The sequence below is a fragment of the Pseudomonas sp. FH4 genome (assembly GCF_000510915.2).
GTDB classification, from domain to species: domain Bacteria; phylum Pseudomonadota; class Gammaproteobacteria; order Pseudomonadales; family Pseudomonadaceae; genus Aquipseudomonas; species Aquipseudomonas brenneri.
The window spans coordinates 255,204-272,423 of the sequence record NZ_AOHN01000012.1 but is presented as its reverse complement, the minus strand read 5'-3'; the positions used below and the strand labels follow the sequence as shown (position 1 = coordinate 272,423).

Sequence of the window (17,220 nt, the reverse complement as noted above, 5' to 3'; positions counted from 1 at the left end):
TATCAGGTACGCCGTGGTGTCCGCATCGCAGGCAAGCCAGCTCCCACATTTGATCTCCTGTGGCTTGGCGATTCAGGCAGGCAAAAAAATGCCCCGCACCTGGCGGGGCATTTTTATGGGCGGGACTTACAGACCGTCGAGCATGGCCTTGTTACGTACCGCACCCTTGTCGGCACTGGTGGCCAGCAGCGCGTAAGCCTTCAGCGCGGTGGTGACTTTGCGCGGACGCTTCTCCACCGGTTTCCAGCCTTTCTTGTCCTGCTCGACCCGGCGTGCGGCCAGTTCTTCATCGCTGACCAACAGGTTGATCGAACGGTTTGGAATGTCGATCAGCACCTTGTCGCCATCTTGCACCAGGCCAATCGCGCCGCCGGCAGCGGCTTCTGGCGAAGCGTGGCCGATGGACAGGCCCGAAGTACCGCCGGAGAAGCGACCGTCGGTCAGCAGCGCACAGGCTTTGCCCAGGCCCTTGGACTTGAGGTACGACGTCGGGTAGAGCATTTCCTGCATACCCGGGCCGCCTTTCGGGCCTTCGTAGCGGATGATCACGATGTCGCCTTCTTTCACTTCGTCGGCGAGGATGCCGCGTACCGAGCTGTCCTGGCTTTCGTAGATCTTGGCGCGACCTTCGAACACATGGATCGACTCGTCCACGCCGGCGGTTTTCACCACGCAGCCGTCGAGGGCGATGTTGCCGTACAGCACGGCCAGGCCGCCTTCTTGCGAGTAGGCATGCTCGACGCTACGGATGCAGCCGTTTTCACGGTCGTCATCCAGGGTTTCCCAACGGGTCGACTGGCTGAACGCCGTCTGGGTCGGGATCCCGGCAGGGCCGGCCTTGAAGAAGGTGTGCACGGCTTCGTCGTCAGTCTGGGTGATGTCCCATTTGGCGATGCCTTCGGCCAGGGACTTGCTGTGCACGGTCGGCAGGTCGGTGTGCAGCAGGCCGCCACGGGCCAGGGAACCTAAGATCGAGAAGATCCCGCCGGCACGGTGCACGTCTTCCATGTGGTACTTCTGGATGTTCGGCGCGACTTTGCACAGCTGGGGTACATGCCGGGACAGGCGGTCGATATCGCGCAGGTCGAAATCGATCTCGGCTTCTTGCGCTGCGGCCAGCAAGTGCAGGATGGTGTTGGTGGAACCGCCCATGGCGATATCCAGGGTCATGGCGTTTTCGAACGCCTTGAAGTTGGCGATATTGCGCGGCAATACCGACTCATCGTTCTCGGTGTAGTAACGCTTGCACAACTCGACGATGGTGCGACCGGCCTGCAGGAATAATTGCTCGCGGTCGCTGTGGGTCGCCAGTGTAGAACCGTTGCCCGGCAACGCCAGGCCCAGGGCTTCCACCAGGCAGTTCATCGAGTTGGCGGTGAACATGCCGGAGCACGAACCGCAGGTTGGGCAAGCGCTGCGCTCGTATTCCGCGACCTTCTCGTCAGAAGCGCTGGAATCGGCGGCGATGACCATGGCGTCCACCAGGTCGAGGCCGTGGGAGGCGAGTTTGGTCTTGCCGGCTTCCATCGGGCCGCCAGAGACGAAGATCACCGGGATGTTCAGGCGCAGGGAGGCCATCAGCATGCCGGGGGTGATCTTGTCGCAGTTGGAGATGCACACGATGGCGTCGGCGCAGTGGGCGTTGACCATGTACTCCACGGAGTCGGCGATGATCTCGCGGCTCGGCAGGGAATACAGCATGCCGTCATGGCCCATGGCGATGCCGTCGTCCACGGCAATGGTGTTGAATTCCTTGGCCACGCCGCCAGCACGTTCGATCTCGCGGGCGACCAGTTGGCCCAGGTCCTTGAGGTGGACGTGGCCCGGTACGAACTGGGTAAACGAGTTGGCAATCGCGATGATCGGCTTCTTGAAGTCGTCATCTTTCATCCCCGTGGCACGCCACAGTGCGCGCGCGCCGGCCATGTTGCGGCCGTGGGTGGATGTTTTCGAGCGGTAATCTGGCATGGAGCACTCCGGGCGGCTAATCAGGAATCAAAAGGGGAGTGAGCTTCTATTGACGTCTGGAACACCCGAAAAATGGCACTGGTGTCCGGAAGTTGCCGCAAACGTGACGGGATCGCCGTGCGCATTGGCCTTGAGCTCATAAACCCGCCGGGGGATGACTGGCGATGAATAGGGTCGATTCTACACCGTCTTCCTGTAGGAGCGAGCTTGCTCGCGAAAAACCCATCGGCGACGCAGATTGCCTGGGGGCGCTGCGTTATCGTTGGCGTTCTTCGCGAGCAAGCTCGCTCCTACACAGTCAAGACATATTCAGAACCACTGTTTAAAGGCCTTTAGATGTTGTGCCTCCTACCGTTGATCTTCCAATCACAGAAGAGAACGACGGAATGTCCACGCAACAAAATGCCCATCGGCTACGCATCGGGCGCTATTCAGAATCGGGCCGCGTGTACCTGATCACGGCTGTTACCTACCAACGACAAATAATTTTTCAGGACTGGCGCACGGGTCGCCTGCTCGTCAGCGAATTCAGGAAAGCTCAGGAAGACGGTGAGGCGACCTCGCTGGCCTGGGTCGTCATGCCTGACCATTTTCACTGGCTGGTCGAATTGCACAATGGCGACTTGCCAAGGTTGATGCGAATCACCAAGTCGCGAAGTGCTCGCGCGATCAACAGTGCGAGGAGTTCCTACGGGACGCTTTGGCAAAAAGGCTATTTCGATCGGGCATTGCGTCGTGAGGAGGACTTGAAAGCTATGGCCCGCTATATCGTCGCGAATCCTTTGCGTGCTGGTTTGGTCGAGCACATTGGTCAGTACCCGCTATGGGATGCGATCTGGATATGACGCACTTTTACTTGTAGGAGCGAGCTTGCTCGCGAAGAACGTCAACGATGACGCAGCGCTATCAGGTAGCCCGCGTCGTCTATGCGTTTTTCGCGAGCAAGCTCGCTCCTACAGGGGTGGGTGAAGCCTTAGCTATTGGGCAACAACCGGCAGGTGATGCTCTTGATGTAACGCGTCTCGACAATCGCCGGGTGCACCGGGTGGTCCGGGCCCTGGCCGCCACGCTCCAGCATCTGGATGTTGCGGTCCAGGTGGCGGGCGCTGGTCAGCAGGATGTTTTGCAGGTCGTCTTCCGGCAGGTGCATGGAGCACGAGGCGCTGACGAGGATGCCGTCCTTGCTGAGCAGGCGCATGGCTTGCTCGTTGAGGCGGCGGTAGGCGCCTTCTCCGTTCTTCATGTCTTTTTTACGTTTGATGAAGGCCGGTGGGTCGGCGACGATCACGTCGAAGCGTTCTTCGCTGGCTTTCAGTTCTTTCAACGCTTCAAAGACGTCGCCTTCGATGCAGGTCATCTTCTCCGCGACGCCGTTCAGCGCGGCGTTGCGCTCGACGCCGTCGAGGGCGAAGGCCGAGGCGTCGACGCAGAACACTTCACTGGCGCCGAACGTTGCAGCTTGCACGCCCCAACCGCCGATGTAGCTGTACAGGTCGAGGACGCGTTTGCCTTTGGCATACGGGGCCAGGCGTGCGCGGTTCATGCGGTGGTCGTAGAACCAGCCGGTCTTCTGGCCCTGGATCACCGGGGCTTCGAACTTCACGCCGTTTTCTTCGAGAGCGACCCACTCCGGCACCAGGCCGAACACGGTTTCGACGTAGCGGTTGAGGCCTTCGGCATCACGCGCGGCGGAGTCGTTCTTGAACAGGATGCCGCTGGGCTTGAGCACTTGGGTCAGTGCGGCGATCACGTCTTCTTTATGGGCTTCCATGGTCGCCGAAGCGATCTGCACCACCAGGATGTCGCCGAAACGGTCGACTACCAGGCCTGGCAACAGGTCGGAATCGCCGTAGACCAGGCGGTAGAACGGCTTGTCGAACAGGCGGTCGCGCAGGGACAGGGCGACGTTCAGGCGGTGCACCAGCAGCGACTTGTCCAAAGGCAGCTTGATGTCGCGCGACAGCAGGCGCGCGCAGATCAGGTTGTTCGGGCTCATGGCCACGATGCCCAGGGTCTTGCCGCCAGCCGCTTCCAGAATAGCCTGGTCGCCTGCCTGGAAGCCGTGGAGTGGGGTGGCGGCCACGTCGATTTCGTTGCTGTAGACCCACAGGTGGCCGTTGCGCAAACGGCGATCGGCGTTGGCTTTGAGGCGCAGGCTTGGCAGGGACATGACGTCGCTCCGGAAAAAAGAGCGGGAGTATACCCTTTGCGCATCCGTTCATGTGGGAGCTGGCTTGCCTGCGATGCAGACGGCGCGGTGTATCTGACGTACGGCGTTGATGCTATCGCAGGCAAGCCAGCTCCCACAAAAGACCGAGATAGAGGTTAGAATCGCCGCCTAGCCCAGAGTGTGTACTTATGTCCCAAGAGCTTTCCGCCGAACAGATCCAACAGGCCCTGCAAGGCATCAGCGTGCCGCCTCAACCGCAAATCATGGTGGATTTGCAGATGGAGCAATACATGCCCGATCCGGACCTGGAAGTGATCGCTCGGTTGATCTCCCAGGACCCCGGCCTGTCCGGTTCGTTGCTGAAAATCGTCAATTCGCCGTATTACGGCCTGAGCAACAAGATTGCCTCGATCCAGCGGGCGGTCAACCTGCTGGGCAGCCGTTCCATCGTCAACCTGATCAATGCCCAGTCGATCAAGGGCGAGATGAGTGACGACACCATCGTCACCCTCAACCGGTTCTGGGACACCGCCCAGGATGTGGCAATGACCTGCCTGACCCTGGCCAAGCGCACCGGCTCCCAGGCGGTGGATGAAGCCTACGCCCTGGGCCTGTTCCACGATTGTGGCGTGCCGCTGATGCTCAAGCGCTTCCCGGACTATATGAACGTGCTGGAAGAGTCCTACGCCAAAGCGGGCCCCGACTGCCGGGTGGTCGATACCGAGAACCGCGCGTTCCACACCAACCATGCGGTGGTGGGCTACTACACCGCCAAGTCCTGGCGCCTGCCGGAGCATGTGACCAACGCCATCGCCAACCACCACAATGCCCTGGCGATTTTCAGCGATGAGTCGGCGCGCAACAGCCCACTGAAAAACCTGCTGGCGATCCTGAAGATGGCCGAGCATATCTGCGCGTCCTATCGGGTTCTGGGCAACCAGACGGTGGACCATGAATGGGAGAGCGTCGGCCATCTGGTGCTGGATTACGTGGGCCTGTCGGATTACGACTTCGAGAACCTGAAGTTGTCGATCCGCGAATTGGGCGCGCACTAACCTTTCTATCGCGAGACGAATATGCCTGAGCTGCCAGAAGTCGAAACCACCCGGCGCGGGATCGCGCCGCACCTGGAAGGCCAGCGGGTCAGCCGGGTGATCGTGCGTGAGCGCCGCCTGCGTTGGCCGATTCCCGAGGACCTGGACGTACGCCTGTCCGGGCAGCGCATCGTGCTGGTGGAGCGTCGCGCCAAGTATCTGCTGATCAATGCCGAAGTCGGCACCTTGATCAGCCACTTGGGCATGTCGGGCAACCTGCGCCTGGTGGAAGTCGGCCTGCCGGCGGCCAAGCATGAACATGTGGACATCGAACTGGAGTCAGGCCTGGCCCTGCGCTACACCGACCCACGGCGCTTTGGCGCGATGCTCTGGAGCCAGGATCCGCATAACCACGCACTGCTGCTGCGCCTGGGGCCAGAGCCGTTGACTGACCTGTTTGATGGCGAGCGCCTGTTCCAGCTGTCCCGTGGGCGCTCCATGGCGGTCAAGCCGTTCATCATGGACAACGCGGTGGTGGTGGGCGTGGGCAATATCTACGCGACCGAGGCGTTGTTTGCCGCCGGGATCGACCCGCGCCGGGAGGCCAAGGGCATTTCTCGTGGGCGATATTTGAAGCTGGCGATTGAGATCAAACGCATTCTTGCGGCTGCCATCGAGCGTGGCGGTACAACCTTGCGTGATTTTATTGGCGGCGACGGGCAGCCGGGGTATTTCCAGCAGGAGTTGTTTGTCTACGGGCGCGGGGCCGAGGCGTGCAAGGTCTGCGGGAGTGAGTTGCGTAATGTGATGCTGGGGCAGCGGGCGAGTGTGTTTTGCCCAAAATGCCAGAGCTGACTTTGTGTGAGGGCGGTTGCCGTCATCGCGGGCAAGCCCGCTCCCACATTTTGATGTGTGAATACCTTCAAATGGGAGCTGGCTTGCCTGCGATAAGGCCCGCCCAGCCACCACAAGGTTTCAGGCCTTGCCGGTAATCAAGCGGTACTTCTCCATCAACTGCTCTTCTGTTTCCGGACGGGCTTCATCCAGCGGAATGCAATCGACCGGGCACACTTGCTGGCACTGGGGCTCGTCATAGTGGCCGACACACTGGGTGCACAGGTTGGGGTCGATCACGTAGATCTCTTCACCCTGGGAAATGGCAGCGTTCGGGCACTCGGGTTCGCAGACGTCGCAGTTGATGCAATCGTCGGTGATGATCAGGGACATGGAAACTCCTGCCAGGGCACTTGAGCCAAGGCATCTGAAAACTAATGCGCGCAATTGTGCCGCATTGGCGCCCGCAGTGCGAGCAGGCGCCGATCAAGCGGTCTTACTTCTTGAAGCGTAGGGTCAGGGCGTCGGCGACCGCAGGGTGCACAAACTTGGTGATATCACCGCCCAATGCCGCAATTTCCCGGACCAATGTCGAGGAAATGAACGAATAACGCTCCGACGGTGTGAGAAACAGGCTCTCGACGTCCGGTGCCAGTTGGCGGTTCATATTGGCCAGTTGGAATTCGTATTCGAAGTCCGACACTGCGCGCAGGCCGCGCAGGAACACATTGGCGTTCTGTTCCTTGGCGAAGTGCGCCAGCAGTGTCGAAAAGCCCACTACTTCAACGTTCGGCAGGTGCTTGGTGACCTCGCGCGCCAGTTCCACGCGCTGTTCCAGGGGAAACAGCGGGTTTTTCTTGGGGCTGGCAGCGACCGCGATGATCACATGGTCGAACAAGCGCGAGGCGCGTTCGACCAGATCGCCATGGCCTTTGGTAATCGGGTCGAAGGTACCTGGGTACAACACTCGGTTCATCGCGTCGTCCTGGCGGAGTCCGTTGGGGAACCGGATGGTATCGCAGCCATCCCGGTCGGCCAAGTCAACTTATTCAGAAGAAAGCACTATAGACACCGCGAATACCCCTATGAACCCCCTGTAGGCGCGAGCTTGCTCGCGAAGAACGTCAACGATAACGCAGCGCTATCAGATAGCCCGCGGTGCCTATGGGTTCTTCGCGAGCAAGCTCGCTCCTACAGGGGGCCATCATCGGTTTTTCATGCTGTTTTCAGGCGTTCGGCCAGTGCCGTCGCCAGTTGCGCGGTCAGGCCATACACCGACAGTTGTGGGTTGGCGCCGATGCTGGTGGGGAACAATGAACCATCGTGGATCGACAGGTTACGCAACTGGTGATGCCTTCCGAGGCTGTCGGTCACGGCGTTTTTCGCCTCTTCACCCATGGCGCAACCGCCCATCACGTGGGCGCTGCCCAGGCAAGTGCGGTGCAGTTCCAGGTTCAGGCCGTCAATCAGGCTGCGGGCTTCGGCCAGTGTGCTGACGTACCGTGCGTCATGGTGCAGCGGCTTGACCGACTTGGCACCGGCGGCAAACTGGATTTCGGCCATGCTGTGGAAGGCCCGGCGCAGGCCATCCCAGGCATAGGGCGAGACCTCATAGTCGAGTACCGGCGTGCCATCGCCCCGCAGGCCGACGCTGCCGCCCTGGCTATCAGGGTGGAACCCGTCCCGCAGCAACGCGAGCATCGCATGGGTCTTGGGCAACTGGCTCATGTCCAGAGCGTTCTGCGTGCCATAACCACCGAACAACGTACTGGCCAGGGCCGGGTGCAAGGGCGGCGCTTCAAGCTTGTAGGACATTTTACCGGTGGTGCCGTCCTGCCATTGGAAGTGGTCGGAGTAAATCGACTGTGGCGCGCCATAGAACGGGTTGATCACCTCGTCGAACAGCCCTGCGGAAAAATTCACCAGATGCAGGAAGGTGCGCTTACCCAGGCGTGCATGCGGGTCGGGCGCGTCGGAGCGCATCAGCAGCGCCGGGCTGTTGATACCGCCGCCGGCCAGCACGTAATGCTTGGCCTTGACCGTGATCTTGCGGCCGGTAGGCGCTACGCAGCGTGCGTCCATGGCCACGCATTCGAGGCTGGTGATGGTGTCGCCGCTGAATTTCAGGCGCTCGGCGCGGGCCAGGTACAGCAGCTCGCCGCCTTGCTCCAGGGTCGAGGGAATGGTGGTCACCAGCATCGATTGCTTGGCGTTGACCGGGCAGCCCATGCCGCAATAGCCCAGGTTGAAGCAGCCGCGCACGTTGCGTGGGATCACGTGCCAGCTGTAGCCGAGCTTTTCGCAGCCTTTGCGGATCACATCATTGTTGGGGTTGGGTGGCAGGGCCCAGGGTGCGATGCCCAGGCGTTGCTCCATCTTTTCAAACCACGGCGCCATCTCGGCGCTGCTGTGACCCGCGACCGCGTACTCGCTGGCCCAGTGGGACAACGTCGGGTCGGGTGTGCGAAAACTCGACGTCCAGTTGATCAGCGTGGTGCCACCCACCGCGCGGCCCTGCAGGATGGTGATGGCGCCGTCCTTGCTCATGCGCCCGATGCCTTCCTGATACAGGCTGGCGTAGGCCTCGTCTTCCAGCAGCTTGAAGTCGCTGCTGGTCTTGAGCGGGCCTTCTTCGATCAGCAGCACCTTGTAGCCCGCTGCGCTGAGGATTTCGGCGGTGGTGCCACCGCCCGCGCCGCTGCCGATGATTGCGACATCGGCCTCCAGGGTCAGGTCCTGGTCAAGGGCGGCGCCATTGTGGGTTTTCCAGCCGCGGGCCATGCCATCGCGGAACACATCAGGTACGGGCATCAGCTTGTTCTCTTATTTTTATCAGCGGTCATGACGTGTAGGAGCTATCACGGTCAGATCTTCGGCGGCCCGGGGTACCCGCAATGGGCCCAGGACCCAGGCCGGAAATACCAGGCCATGATCACCAACTTGAGCAGCGAGCCGTGGCCCATGCGCAGCAGGTTGAGGAAGCTGTTTTCCCAGCGATGCAGGAAGTTGCGAATCTGCTCGCTGCTGGCGTTTTCCCAACTGCCCCAGACGCCGGTGAGCGGGCCACGGGTAACCGCCATGCCCAGCACGTCGAACAACTGCTGGGTCAGCTTGAACATCTCCGGCGACAGGTGTTGCAGGCTGTAATCGAGTTTTTTCAGCGTGTCTTCAATCCCTGCGGTCACGACCTCAGCGCTGGCCGCCCCTTCCAGCAACACCGGGATTACCGCGCGCAGAAACGGCAGGTCGCTGTTGCGCAACATGGCAAAGCCGCTGGCGGGGGTGCTGCTGGAGCAGCCGCTGAGGCTGGCGCCAAGGCCGGCGGTCGCCAGGAAAGCGCTGGCGCACAGGCCGATTTTCAAGACGCCGCGCCGCGACAGCGCGGGTGATTCAGTCAGGCTAGGGTTCATTTTTATTGTTGTCCCGGTGATAACGGTTTTAGCGCACGAACAGCTTCTGGATCAGTTTCTGGATGGCTTTGCCATACGGCGGGTAAATCAGCTTCGCCGCGTTCAGGCGCTGCTTGATCAGTACGCCCTTGGCCTTGCTGAAGGTGAGGAAGCCTTCATGGCCATGGTAGTGGCCCATGCCCGACGGGCCGATGCCGCCGAACGGCAGGTCGTCCTGGGCCACATGCAGCAGGGTGTCGTTCAAGCACACGCCGCCGGAATGGGTTTCGTGGAGTACGCGATTCTGTTCGGCCTTGTTGTAGCCGAAGTAATACAGCGCCAGTGGGCGAGGGCGTTGGTTGATGTAGGCAAAGGCCTGGTCGATCCCGCGATAGGGCACGACGGGCAGCACCGGGCCGAAAATCTCGTCCTGCATCACGGTCATCTCATCGCTGACATTCAGCAGCAGGCTATGGGCCATGCGCCGGGCTTGGCCCTGGTCGTAGAGCGGCACCAGGGTCGCGCCCTTGTCGGTGGCGTCCTTGACGTAGGCATTGAGCCGGGCGAGTTGTCGCTCGTTGATGATGGCGGTGTAGTCCGGGTTATCGGTCAGTGTCGGATAAAACCCACGTACCGCCTGGGTGTAGGCTTCGACGAAGCCCTCTACCCGGTCCTCTGGAACCAGCACGTAGTCCGGCGCCACACAGGTTTGTCCGGCATTCAGTGCCTTGCCGAACGCGATTCGTTCGGCGGCGTCCTTGAGCGGTACATCCGCCGAGACAATGGCCGGGGATTTGCCGCCCAGTTCCAGGGTGACCGGGGTCAGGTTCTCGGCGGCGGCGCGCATCACATGCTTGCCGATGCTGGTAGCGCCAGTGAACAGCAGGTGGTCGAAAGGCAGTTTGGAAAACGCCATGCCCACTTCCGCTTCGCCGAGCACCACGCATACCAGGTCTTCGGGGAAGATTTTCGCCAGCAGGGTCTTGAGCAATTGACCGGTGGCCGGGGTGGACTCGCTGAGCTTGAGCATCACCCGGTTGCCCGCCGCCAACGCACCGACCAACGGGCCGATGGCCAGATACAACGGGTAGTTCCAGGGCACGATCACCCCGATGACCCCCAGCGGTTGATAGATAACTTTGGCAGACGCCGGCTGGAAGGCTATACCTACAGCGCGGCGCGACGGTTTCATCCAGCCCTTGAGGTGTTTGCTGGCGTAGTGAATGCCGTGCAGGCTGGGCATCAGTTCGGCGAACAGGGTTTCATCGGCGCTGCGATGGCTGAAGTCACTGCTGATGGCCTCGATCAGCGCCTGGCGCTCGTCGCTGAGCAGGTCACGCAAGGCCTTGAGCCACTGCTGGCGCTGCGCCGCCGACGGCATCGGGTTACCTGCGTAGGCGCGCCGTTGGGCGTCAAACAGGTCCTGGAGTTGGTCCAGCGCCTGGGAATCTTGCAGGTAGGCAACGTTGGCAGGCATGGCGCAGTTCCTGATTGTTATTGGTATAACTGCGTTTTTAGAGTCATTACTCTATTTTGTCAAATGCCTTCGCAGCAACATGCAGTTTTATCCTGGCAGGGATAGACCGTAAGATGTTTGCATCAGGATTCAAGAAGCCGATACCCCATGGCACCACGAGTAAAAACCAGCGAACGCATTGTGCAAACCAGCCTGGAGCTGTTCAACCAGCAGGGCGAGCGCAGCATCAGCACCAATCACATTGCCGCCCACATGGAAATATCCCCGGGCAACCTGTACTACCACTTCCCGAACAAGCAGGCGATTATCGCGGTGCTGTTTCGCGAGTACGAAGCCTTGGTGGACAGCTTCCTGCGCCCGCCACAGGGGCGTGCAATGGTGGTCGAAGACAAGCGCTTCTATCTGCAGGCGGTGCTGGCCGGTATGTGGCGCTATCGCTTTTTACATCGTGACCTTGAGCATTTGCTGGAGAGCGACCCGGAACTGGCTACGGGCTACCGGCGTTTCTCCCAGCGCTGCCTAATTCAGGGCGGCGCGATTTACCGGGGGTTTGTCGAGGCCGGAATCCTGAATATGGACCCGGTGCAGACCGAAGCCCTGACCCTCAATGCCTGGATCATCCTGACCTCCTGGGTACGTTTTTTGTGTACCACCAATGAAAACTCCACGCACCTGAGTGCCGAGGCGATCAAGCGCGGGGTGTATCAGGTGCTGGTGCTGGAGGCCGGGTTTATCACGCCGCAGGCTAAAGAGGCCGTGGACGGGTTGTTCAAGGAGTTTTACGTGCCGTTGAATCAGGCACTGGAAGAAGTGAAGTAAGCCCTTTCCTAAACGTATTTCCAGGAGTCCGTCATGCCGCTTGCGCAACTGATCAGCCCGCCACAACTGGCCGAACGCCAGAAGCATGCAGGCTTAGTCATCCTCGATTGCCGTTTTGCCCTGGAAGACCCGGACTACGGGCGTTGCAGCTATGCCGAAGGGCATATCGAAGGTGCGCAGTATGCTGACTTGGAACGCCACCTCAGCGGGCCGGTGACCAAGGGCGTGACCGGGCGCCATCCACTGCCGACGCCCCAGGCACTGATCCGGCAGTTGCAGGCCTGGGGCATCCATGCCGACAGCGAGATCGTGCTGTATGACGACGGCCCAGGCGCGTATGCCGCCCGTGCCTGGTGGCTGCTGGCGTGGTTGGGCAAGCGCGACGGCGTGTCGATCCTTGATGGCGGGCTGAAGGCCTGGCACAACGCAGGTTTCCCCTTGAGCCTGGATGCCCCGAAGATCGAGCCTGGAACCTTCGTCGGCAGCCCGGACAACCACCTGTTGCTGGATGCCGAACACCTGCAAAAACGCCTGGGCCAGCCAGGCCTGACCCTGATCGATGCCCGCGCCTTGCCGCGTTTTCGCGGCGAGGTGGAGCCGATTGATCCGATTGCCGGGCACATTCCCGGGGCGCAATGTGCGGCGTTCAACGAGAACCTGGGCAGTGATGGGCGTTTCTTGCCGGTGGAGCAGCTCAAGCAGCGGTTTGCCCAGAAGCTGCAAGACCGTTCGCCGGATGAGTTGGTGGCGTATTGCGGCTCGGGTGTGACGGCGTGCCACAACCTGTTTGCCCTGAGCCTGGCGGGTTATCCGTTGGGTAAGCTGTATGCGGGGTCGTGGAGTGAGTGGATCAATGATCCGCAGCGACAAATCGCAACCGGCGACTGAGTTGCCGGGCCTGTAAACCCAATCCAATGTAGGAGCTGGCAAGCCAGCTCCTACATTATTGACCGAGTTGCGACAGCAGCCATTGCGGGATCCGCCGCTCCAGGTAGTAGCCAGGCTGTTTCAGCGAACCGTCGACAAACCCCACATGCCCGCCCTTGGCCTGTAGTTCAAACTCGGTGCAGTCCGACAGCTCGCTGGCCTGGGGCAGGCTGTGGGCAAACACAAAAGGATCGTCCGCCGCCTGGATGATCAGCGTCGGTGTGCGAATCGCGCCTAGAAAGTAGCGACTCGACGCGCGCCGGTAATAGTCCTCGGCGCTCAGGTAGCCATGCAGCGGCGCGGTGACGCGCCCGTCAAAGTCCCAGAACGTACGCATCTTCTCCAGCGAGCCCAGGTCGGCCAGGGTCTTGAGCGCGTCTTCGCGTCCGTCCTGCTGGAATTGGCGTTGCTTGGCCCGGATATAGCCGAGCATCTCGCGCATGAAATGCTTCTGATAGACCCGTGAAAAGCCCAGGCCGATGCGGTCGGCGCACTGGTCCAGGCGAAACGGCACCGATACCGCCGCCGCCCCTTGCAGGCCAGAGCTGTCGCCGGTTTCGCCCAAGTGCTTGAGCAGTACATTGCCGCCCAGGGAGTAGCCCACGGCATACAGCGGCGCCAACGGCCGCTTGGCCCGCAGGTGCGCGATGCTGGCCGCCAGGTCTTCGCTGGCACCGGAATGGTAACTGCGGGCCAGCCGATTGGGTTCGCCGGAGCAGCCGCGCCAATTCAGCGCAACGCTGGCCCAGCCCTGACCGGCCAGGGCTTTTTGCAGGCCTGCGACGTAGGGCGAATTCGACGAGCCGGTCAGCCCGTGCAGCACCAGCACCAGCGGCGCATGGGGGTCATGCGGGCCATGCCAGTCGAGGTCGAGAAAGTCGCCATCCTCCAGCCACAGGCGTTCGCGCTGGCGATCGAGATGGGTGGTAGCGCGCCAGAGCGGGCCCCACAGCGTTTGCAGATGGGGGTTGCCAAGGCCGAAGGCGGGGCTGAAGCGGTTGGATGAAGGCGTCATACACACCGATCATTGTAGGAGCGAGCTTGCTCGCGAAGAACCAACAAGCGACGCACCTCTATCAGATGCGCTGCGTTATCGTTGGCGGCCTTCGTCGGAACGCCGCCCGCAGACACGCTCGCTCCTACGCCGTACGTTGCCACAGCGCGTAATACACCCGCCCGGATTTCTGCTCGCGGTGCAGGCGCCAGTTGCCCGGCAGGCCAAGGGTCGAAGGCGCAGCTTCACTTTCGGTGTAGACCCAGGCGTCATCGGCCAACCATTGGCGCTCTTCCAGCAGCGCGCAGACCGTCGGCAACAGGTTCTGGTTGAACGGTGGGTCGAGGAACACTACGTCGAATGCACTGGCCGGCTGGGTTTCCAGATAGCGCAGGGCATCGGCGGTCTGTACATGACCGGTGGTGCAGCGCAGGGTGCCCAGGTGTTCGCGCAGGCTGGACACTGCCACGTTGCTTGCGTCCAGGGCCTGGCCCAGGGCCGCGCCACGGGACAGGGACTCCAGGAACAACGCCCCGCTGCCGGCGAACGGGTCAAGCACCTTGGCCCCTTCGATGTACGGCGCGAGCCAGTTGAACAAGGTCTCACGGACCCGATCCGGTGTAGGACGCAGGCCCACCACATCGGGGAAACTCAGCTTGCGGCTGCGCCATTGGCCGCCAATGATGCGCAGTTGGCCCACACCGTTGTGAACGTTATGGACAGGTTTTTTAGGGCGCGATGGACTGGCCATTAATGCTCCGGAACCCCGAGCGGTTGCTCGGCAGGTTTATCAGTGGGGGGCGGTAGTGGCTTTTGCGCGGTGGTTGGACCTGCGGTCACAATCACCATTTTATCGCTACTCAAGTGTTTGTTCATGGCGGCCTTGACCTGATCGACGGTCAGGGCCTGGGATTGCTGCATGAAGTCTTCCAGGTAATTGAGCGGCAGGTTGTAGAAACCCATGGCGCCCAGTTGCCCGACGATATCGGCGTTGCTCGCGGTAGACAGCGGGAAGCTGCCGGCCAGCTCGCGCTTGGCGTCATCCAGTTCTTTTTGCGTCGGCCCGGTCTTGAGGTAGTCGGCCAGCACTTGCTCCACCAGGCGCAAGGTGCCGCCGCTCATTTCGGCGCGGGTCTGCAGGTTGATCATGAACGGGCCGCGTACCTGCATCGGCGAGAAGCCCGAATACACGCCGTAAGTCAGGCCGCGCTTCTCACGCACTTCGCTCATCAGGCGGGTGCCAAAACCACCGCCACCCAGGATCTGGTTGCCCAGGGACAGGGCCGCGTAGTCCGGGTCGGCACGGTTGATGCCCAGTTGTGCGAACAACAGATGCGTCTGCTTGGATGGAAACTCGATATGCCCCAGGCCGGCCTTGGGCTCGGTCGGTTCGGCGATCTTCGCCAGCGCCGGGCCCTTGGGCAGGGATGCGGACACCTTGGCCGCCATAGCCTCGGCGTCGGCGCGGGACAGGTCGCCGACCATCGCGATCACCGCGTTGCCAGCAGCGTAGGCCTTGGCGTGGAATGCTTGCAGCTGCGCCTGGGTAATCGCCGGAACGCTCGCAGGCGTGCCTTCGCTCGGGTGCGCATAGGGATGATCGCCGTACAGGCGCTTGAACAGCTCGATGCTCGCCAACTTGCCCGGGTTCTGCTTCTGGTACTCGAAGCCGGCCAGCAACTGGTTCTTGATCCGTGCCAGGGAGTCGGCAGGGAAGGTCGGCTGGCCGATCACCTGGTCAAACAGCGTGAGGGCGGCGTCGCGCTTGTCGGCGGCACTGAGGCTGCGCAGCGAGACCAGCGCCATGTCGCGGTAGGCACCGTTGCTGAAATCGGCGCCCAGGCCTTCAAAACCGGCGGCAATCTGCCCCACATCCTTGCCCGGCACGCCTTCGTTGAGCATGGCGTTGGTCAGCAGGGCCAGGCCTGGGGTGTTGCCGTCCTGGCTGCTGCCAGCGGCGAACAGGATGCGCATGTCGAACATCGGCAGTTCGTGGGCCTCGACGAACAACACCTTGGCGCCTTCGGCGGTGTTCCAGGTCTGCACGTTGAGCTTGCGGTTGGTCGGGTTCTTGCCGTCCAGTTCTGCCAGCGATTGCAGGGTCTTGCTGGACTTGGCCTGTTCCAGCGCCGGGCTGGCCACGGAGTCGTCCGGGCGACCGATATACACCGCGACCGCTGCCACCAGGGTCACGACGATCAGGCCGGGCAGCACCAGGCGGTTGTTTTTGCGATTACTCATGAGTGGTCTCCTCTGGCAGGACATGGGCGACACTCAGGCGTTCGCGGGTGAAATACGTGCGTGCGGCCTTCTGGATGTCCTCGGGCGTCACGCTCTGCAATTCGGCAAGTTCGGTATCCATGAGTTTCCACGACAGGCCGACGGTTTCCAGGGAGCCGATGGCCGTGGCCTGGCTGGTGATGGAGTCGCGCTCGTAGACCACGCCGGCAATGACCTGGGCGCGGATACGCTCCAGCTCCTCGGCAGTCGGTGGCTTGGCCTTGAGTTCGTCCAGCAGGCGCCAGAGCCCGGCTTCGGCCTGGGCGACGGTTTTCTTTTTCTGCTGGTTGGGCGTGGCGCTCAGGGTGAACAGGCTGTCGCCACGGGTGTAGGCGTCGTAGTTGGTCGAAGCCCCGGACACCAGTTCTTCACCGCGTTCCAACTGGCTTGGGATGCGCGCGCTGTAGCCGCCATCGAGCAGGGCCGAGATCAGGCGCAGGGCATTGACCGAGCGCTTGTCTTCGGCGGTGGCCAGGCCCGGGACGTTGAAGCCCAGGATGACGCTCGGCAATTGAGTCTGCACGTGCAGGGTCAGCAGGCGCTCGCCCGGCTCGGCCAACTCCAGCGGTTTTTTCGCCGGTGGCACGTCACGCTTGGGGATCGGGCCGAAGTAACGCTGGGCCAGGGTTTTCACCTCGTCCGGAGTCACGTCGCCGACCACCACCAGGGTGGCGTTGTTCGGCACGTACCAGGATTGGTACCAGTGGCGCAGTTCCTCGACCTTCATGCGGTCCAGGTCAGCCATCCAGCCGATGGTCGGCGTGTGGTAGCCACTGGCCGGATAGGCCATCGCCTTGAAGCGCTCGAAGGCCTTGGACATCGGGTTGTCATCGGTGCGCAGGCGGCGCTCTTCCTTGATCACTTCGATCTCGCGGCTGAACTCGTCGGCCGGCAGGCGCAGGGTGGCCATGCGATCAGCCTCCAGCTCCAGGGCGACGCCCAGGCGGTCACGGGCCAGTACTTGGTAGTAGGCCGTGTAGTCATCGCTGGTGAAGGCGTTTTCCTCGGCACCCAGGTCGCGCAGGATCAACGAGGCTTCGCCGGGGCCGGTCTTGGAGCTGCCCTTGAACATCATGTGTTCCAGGGCGTGGGACAAGCCGGTCTGGCCTGGGGTTTCGTAGCTGGAGCCGACCTTGTACCAGACCTGCGATACCACCACCGGGGCGCGATGGTCTTCGCGCACGACGACCTTGAGGCCGTTGTCCAGAGTGAATTCGTGGGTGGGTTGAGGATCGGCAGCCAAAGCTGAAAGGGGCAGACAAACTGTGCTGAGCAGCAGGCCTGCGGCGCGGCGGGCTAGAGCATTCATTCGTTTTTAAACCTGTTGG

Annotated in this window: 16 protein-coding genes; 5 read left to right on the top strand and 11 right to left on the bottom strand. The window is 61.7% G+C overall.

Going from position 1 to position 17,220, the window contains the following annotated elements; genetic code table 11:
* Positions 1–126: 126 nt before the first annotated feature.
* Complete coding sequence (ilvD, locus tag H097_RS08195) at positions 127–1,968, bottom strand: dihydroxy-acid dehydratase (RefSeq protein ID WP_032858842.1); 1,842 nt, start codon at positions 1,966–1,968, stop codon at positions 127–129.
* A gap of 386 nt (positions 1,969–2,354) precedes the next feature.
* On the opposite strand from ilvD, the gene H097_RS08190 reads away from it, so the two are divergent.
* Positions 2,355–2,813 (top strand): transposase, encoded by a 459-nt coding sequence (locus tag H097_RS08190; protein ID WP_032858840.1) that lies wholly within the window; start codon positions 2,355–2,357, stop codon positions 2,811–2,813.
* Positions 2,814–2,941: 128 nt separating this feature from the next.
* Here the strand turns inward: H097_RS08190 and H097_RS08185 are convergent, their stop codons facing one another.
* Positions 2,942–4,138 carry a class I SAM-dependent rRNA methyltransferase gene (locus H097_RS08185; RefSeq protein WP_032858839.1) on the bottom strand — a complete coding sequence of 399 codons (1,197 nt, stop codon included), beginning with the start codon at positions 4,136–4,138 and terminating at the stop codon, positions 2,942–2,944.
* 242 nt (positions 4,139–4,380) lie between these two features.
* Here H097_RS08185 and H097_RS08180 point away from each other — a divergent pair, with 242 nt between their 5' ends.
* Together H097_RS08180 and mutM are read left to right on the top strand one after the other, a co-directional pair.
* Complete coding sequence (locus H097_RS08180; protein ID WP_191982822.1) at positions 4,381–5,193, top strand: HDOD domain-containing protein; 813 nt, start codon at positions 4,381–4,383, stop codon at positions 5,191–5,193.
* Between the two features lie 21 nt (positions 5,194–5,214).
* A complete protein-coding gene (gene mutM / locus H097_RS08175; protein ID WP_032858835.1) occupies positions 5,215–6,027 on the top strand; it encodes a bifunctional DNA-formamidopyrimidine glycosylase/DNA-(apurinic or apyrimidinic site) lyase in 813 nt (270 codons plus the stop codon).
* 120 nt (positions 6,028–6,147) lie between these two features.
* On the opposite strand, the gene H097_RS08170 is transcribed toward mutM, so the two are convergent.
* The 5 genes from H097_RS08170 to H097_RS08150 all read right to left on the bottom strand — a co-directional run bounded on the left by H097_RS08170 (position 6,148) and on the right by H097_RS08150 (position 10,872).
* The gene (locus H097_RS08170) at positions 6,148–6,399 is read right to left on the bottom strand and encodes a YfhL family 4Fe-4S dicluster ferredoxin (protein WP_029300613.1); all 252 of its coding nucleotides are present in this window, start codon (positions 6,397–6,399) and stop codon (positions 6,148–6,150) included.
* A gap of 103 nt (positions 6,400–6,502) precedes the next feature.
* A complete protein-coding gene (coaD, locus tag H097_RS08165; protein ID WP_003176711.1) occupies positions 6,503–6,982 on the bottom strand; it encodes a pantetheine-phosphate adenylyltransferase in 480 nt (159 codons plus the stop codon).
* Positions 6,983–7,221: 239 nt separating this feature from the next.
* Positions 7,222–8,817, bottom strand: coding sequence for a GMC family oxidoreductase (locus tag H097_RS08160; RefSeq protein ID WP_032858834.1), 1,596 nt, complete (start codon positions 8,815–8,817; stop codon positions 7,222–7,224).
* A gap of 53 nt (positions 8,818–8,870) precedes the next feature.
* Positions 8,871–9,416, bottom strand: coding sequence for a twin-arginine translocation pathway signal protein (locus H097_RS08155; protein WP_032858833.1), 546 nt, complete (start codon positions 9,414–9,416; stop codon positions 8,871–8,873).
* Between the two features lie 28 nt (positions 9,417–9,444).
* Positions 9,445–10,872, bottom strand: coding sequence for a coniferyl aldehyde dehydrogenase (locus H097_RS08150; RefSeq protein WP_032858831.1), 1,428 nt, complete (start codon positions 10,870–10,872; stop codon positions 9,445–9,447).
* 147 nt (positions 10,873–11,019) lie between these two features.
* Here H097_RS08150 and H097_RS08145 point away from each other — a divergent pair, with 147 nt between their 5' ends.
* Both H097_RS08145 and H097_RS08140 read left to right on the top strand, forming a co-directional pair.
* Complete coding sequence (locus H097_RS08145; protein ID WP_032858829.1) at positions 11,020–11,691, top strand: TetR/AcrR family transcriptional regulator; 672 nt, start codon at positions 11,020–11,022, stop codon at positions 11,689–11,691.
* A 33-nt stretch (positions 11,692–11,724) separates the two neighbouring features.
* Positions 11,725–12,579, top strand: coding sequence for a sulfurtransferase (locus tag H097_RS08140; RefSeq protein WP_032858827.1), 855 nt, complete (start codon positions 11,725–11,727; stop codon positions 12,577–12,579).
* 55 nt (positions 12,580–12,634) lie between these two features.
* On the opposite strand, the gene H097_RS08135 is transcribed toward H097_RS08140, so the two are convergent.
* The 4 genes from H097_RS08135 to H097_RS08120 all read right to left on the bottom strand — a co-directional run bounded on the left by H097_RS08135 (position 12,635) and on the right by H097_RS08120 (position 17,201).
* The gene (locus H097_RS08135) at positions 12,635–13,633 is read right to left on the bottom strand and encodes a hydrolase (protein WP_032858825.1); all 999 of its coding nucleotides are present in this window, start codon (positions 13,631–13,633) and stop codon (positions 12,635–12,637) included.
* 124 nt (positions 13,634–13,757) lie between these two features.
* The gene (gene rsmD, locus H097_RS08130) at positions 13,758–14,363 is read right to left on the bottom strand and encodes a 16S rRNA (guanine(966)-N(2))-methyltransferase RsmD (RefSeq protein WP_032858824.1); all 606 of its coding nucleotides are present in this window, start codon (positions 14,361–14,363) and stop codon (positions 13,758–13,760) included.
* Positions 14,363–15,853 (bottom strand): pitrilysin family protein, encoded by a 1,491-nt coding sequence (locus tag H097_RS08125; RefSeq protein ID WP_032858822.1) that lies wholly within the window; start codon positions 15,851–15,853, stop codon positions 14,363–14,365. Before H097_RS08125 ends, rsmD begins: the two co-directional genes overlap by 1 nt.
* Positions 15,846–17,201 (bottom strand): pitrilysin family protein, encoded by a 1,356-nt coding sequence (locus H097_RS08120; RefSeq protein WP_032858820.1) that lies wholly within the window; start codon positions 17,199–17,201, stop codon positions 15,846–15,848. Before H097_RS08120 ends, H097_RS08125 begins: the two co-directional genes overlap by 8 nt.
* Positions 17,202–17,220: the final 19 nt, after the last annotated feature.

What these genes read in the sequence shown, in the direction of transcription:
- H097_RS08145 (WP_032858829.1), top strand. Translation starts at nt 11,020, where the DNA reads ATGGCACCACGAGTAAAAACCAGCGAACGCATTGTGCAAACCAGCCTG.
- H097_RS08140 (WP_032858827.1), top strand. Translation starts at nt 11,725, where the DNA reads ATGCCGCTTGCGCAACTGATCAGCCCGCCACAACTGGCCGAACGCCAG.
- H097_RS08125 (WP_032858822.1), bottom strand. Translation starts at nt 15,853, where the DNA reads ATGAGTAATCGCAAAAACAACCGCCTGGTGCTGCCCGGCCTGATCGTC.
- coaD (WP_003176711.1), bottom strand. Translation starts at nt 6,982, where the DNA reads ATGAACCGAGTGTTGTACCCAGGTACCTTCGACCCGATTACCAAAGGC.
- rsmD (WP_032858824.1), bottom strand. Translation starts at nt 14,363, where the DNA reads ATGGCCAGTCCATCGCGCCCTAAAAAACCTGTCCATAACGTTCACAAC.
- ilvD (WP_032858842.1), bottom strand. Translation starts at nt 1,968, where the DNA reads ATGCCAGATTACCGCTCGAAAACATCCACCCACGGCCGCAACATGGCC.
- H097_RS08150 (WP_032858831.1), bottom strand. Translation starts at nt 10,872, where the DNA reads ATGCCTGCCAACGTTGCCTACCTGCAAGATTCCCAGGCGCTGGACCAA.
- H097_RS08120 (WP_032858820.1), bottom strand. Translation starts at nt 17,201, where the DNA reads ATGAATGCTCTAGCCCGCCGCGCCGCAGGCCTGCTGCTCAGCACAGTT.
- H097_RS08190 (WP_032858840.1), top strand. Translation starts at nt 2,355, where the DNA reads ATGTCCACGCAACAAAATGCCCATCGGCTACGCATCGGGCGCTATTCA.
- H097_RS08135 (WP_032858825.1), bottom strand. Translation starts at nt 13,633, where the DNA reads ATGACGCCTTCATCCAACCGCTTCAGCCCCGCCTTCGGCCTTGGCAAC.
- H097_RS08185 (WP_032858839.1), bottom strand. Translation starts at nt 4,138, where the DNA reads ATGTCCCTGCCAAGCCTGCGCCTCAAAGCCAACGCCGATCGCCGTTTG.
- H097_RS08160 (WP_032858834.1), bottom strand. Translation starts at nt 8,817, where the DNA reads ATGCCCGTACCTGATGTGTTCCGCGATGGCATGGCCCGCGGCTGGAAA.
- mutM (WP_032858835.1), top strand. Translation starts at nt 5,215, where the DNA reads ATGCCTGAGCTGCCAGAAGTCGAAACCACCCGGCGCGGGATCGCGCCG.
- H097_RS08155 (WP_032858833.1), bottom strand. Translation starts at nt 9,416, where the DNA reads ATGAACCCTAGCCTGACTGAATCACCCGCGCTGTCGCGGCGCGGCGTC.
- H097_RS08170 (WP_029300613.1), bottom strand. Translation starts at nt 6,399, where the DNA reads ATGTCCCTGATCATCACCGACGATTGCATCAACTGCGACGTCTGCGAA.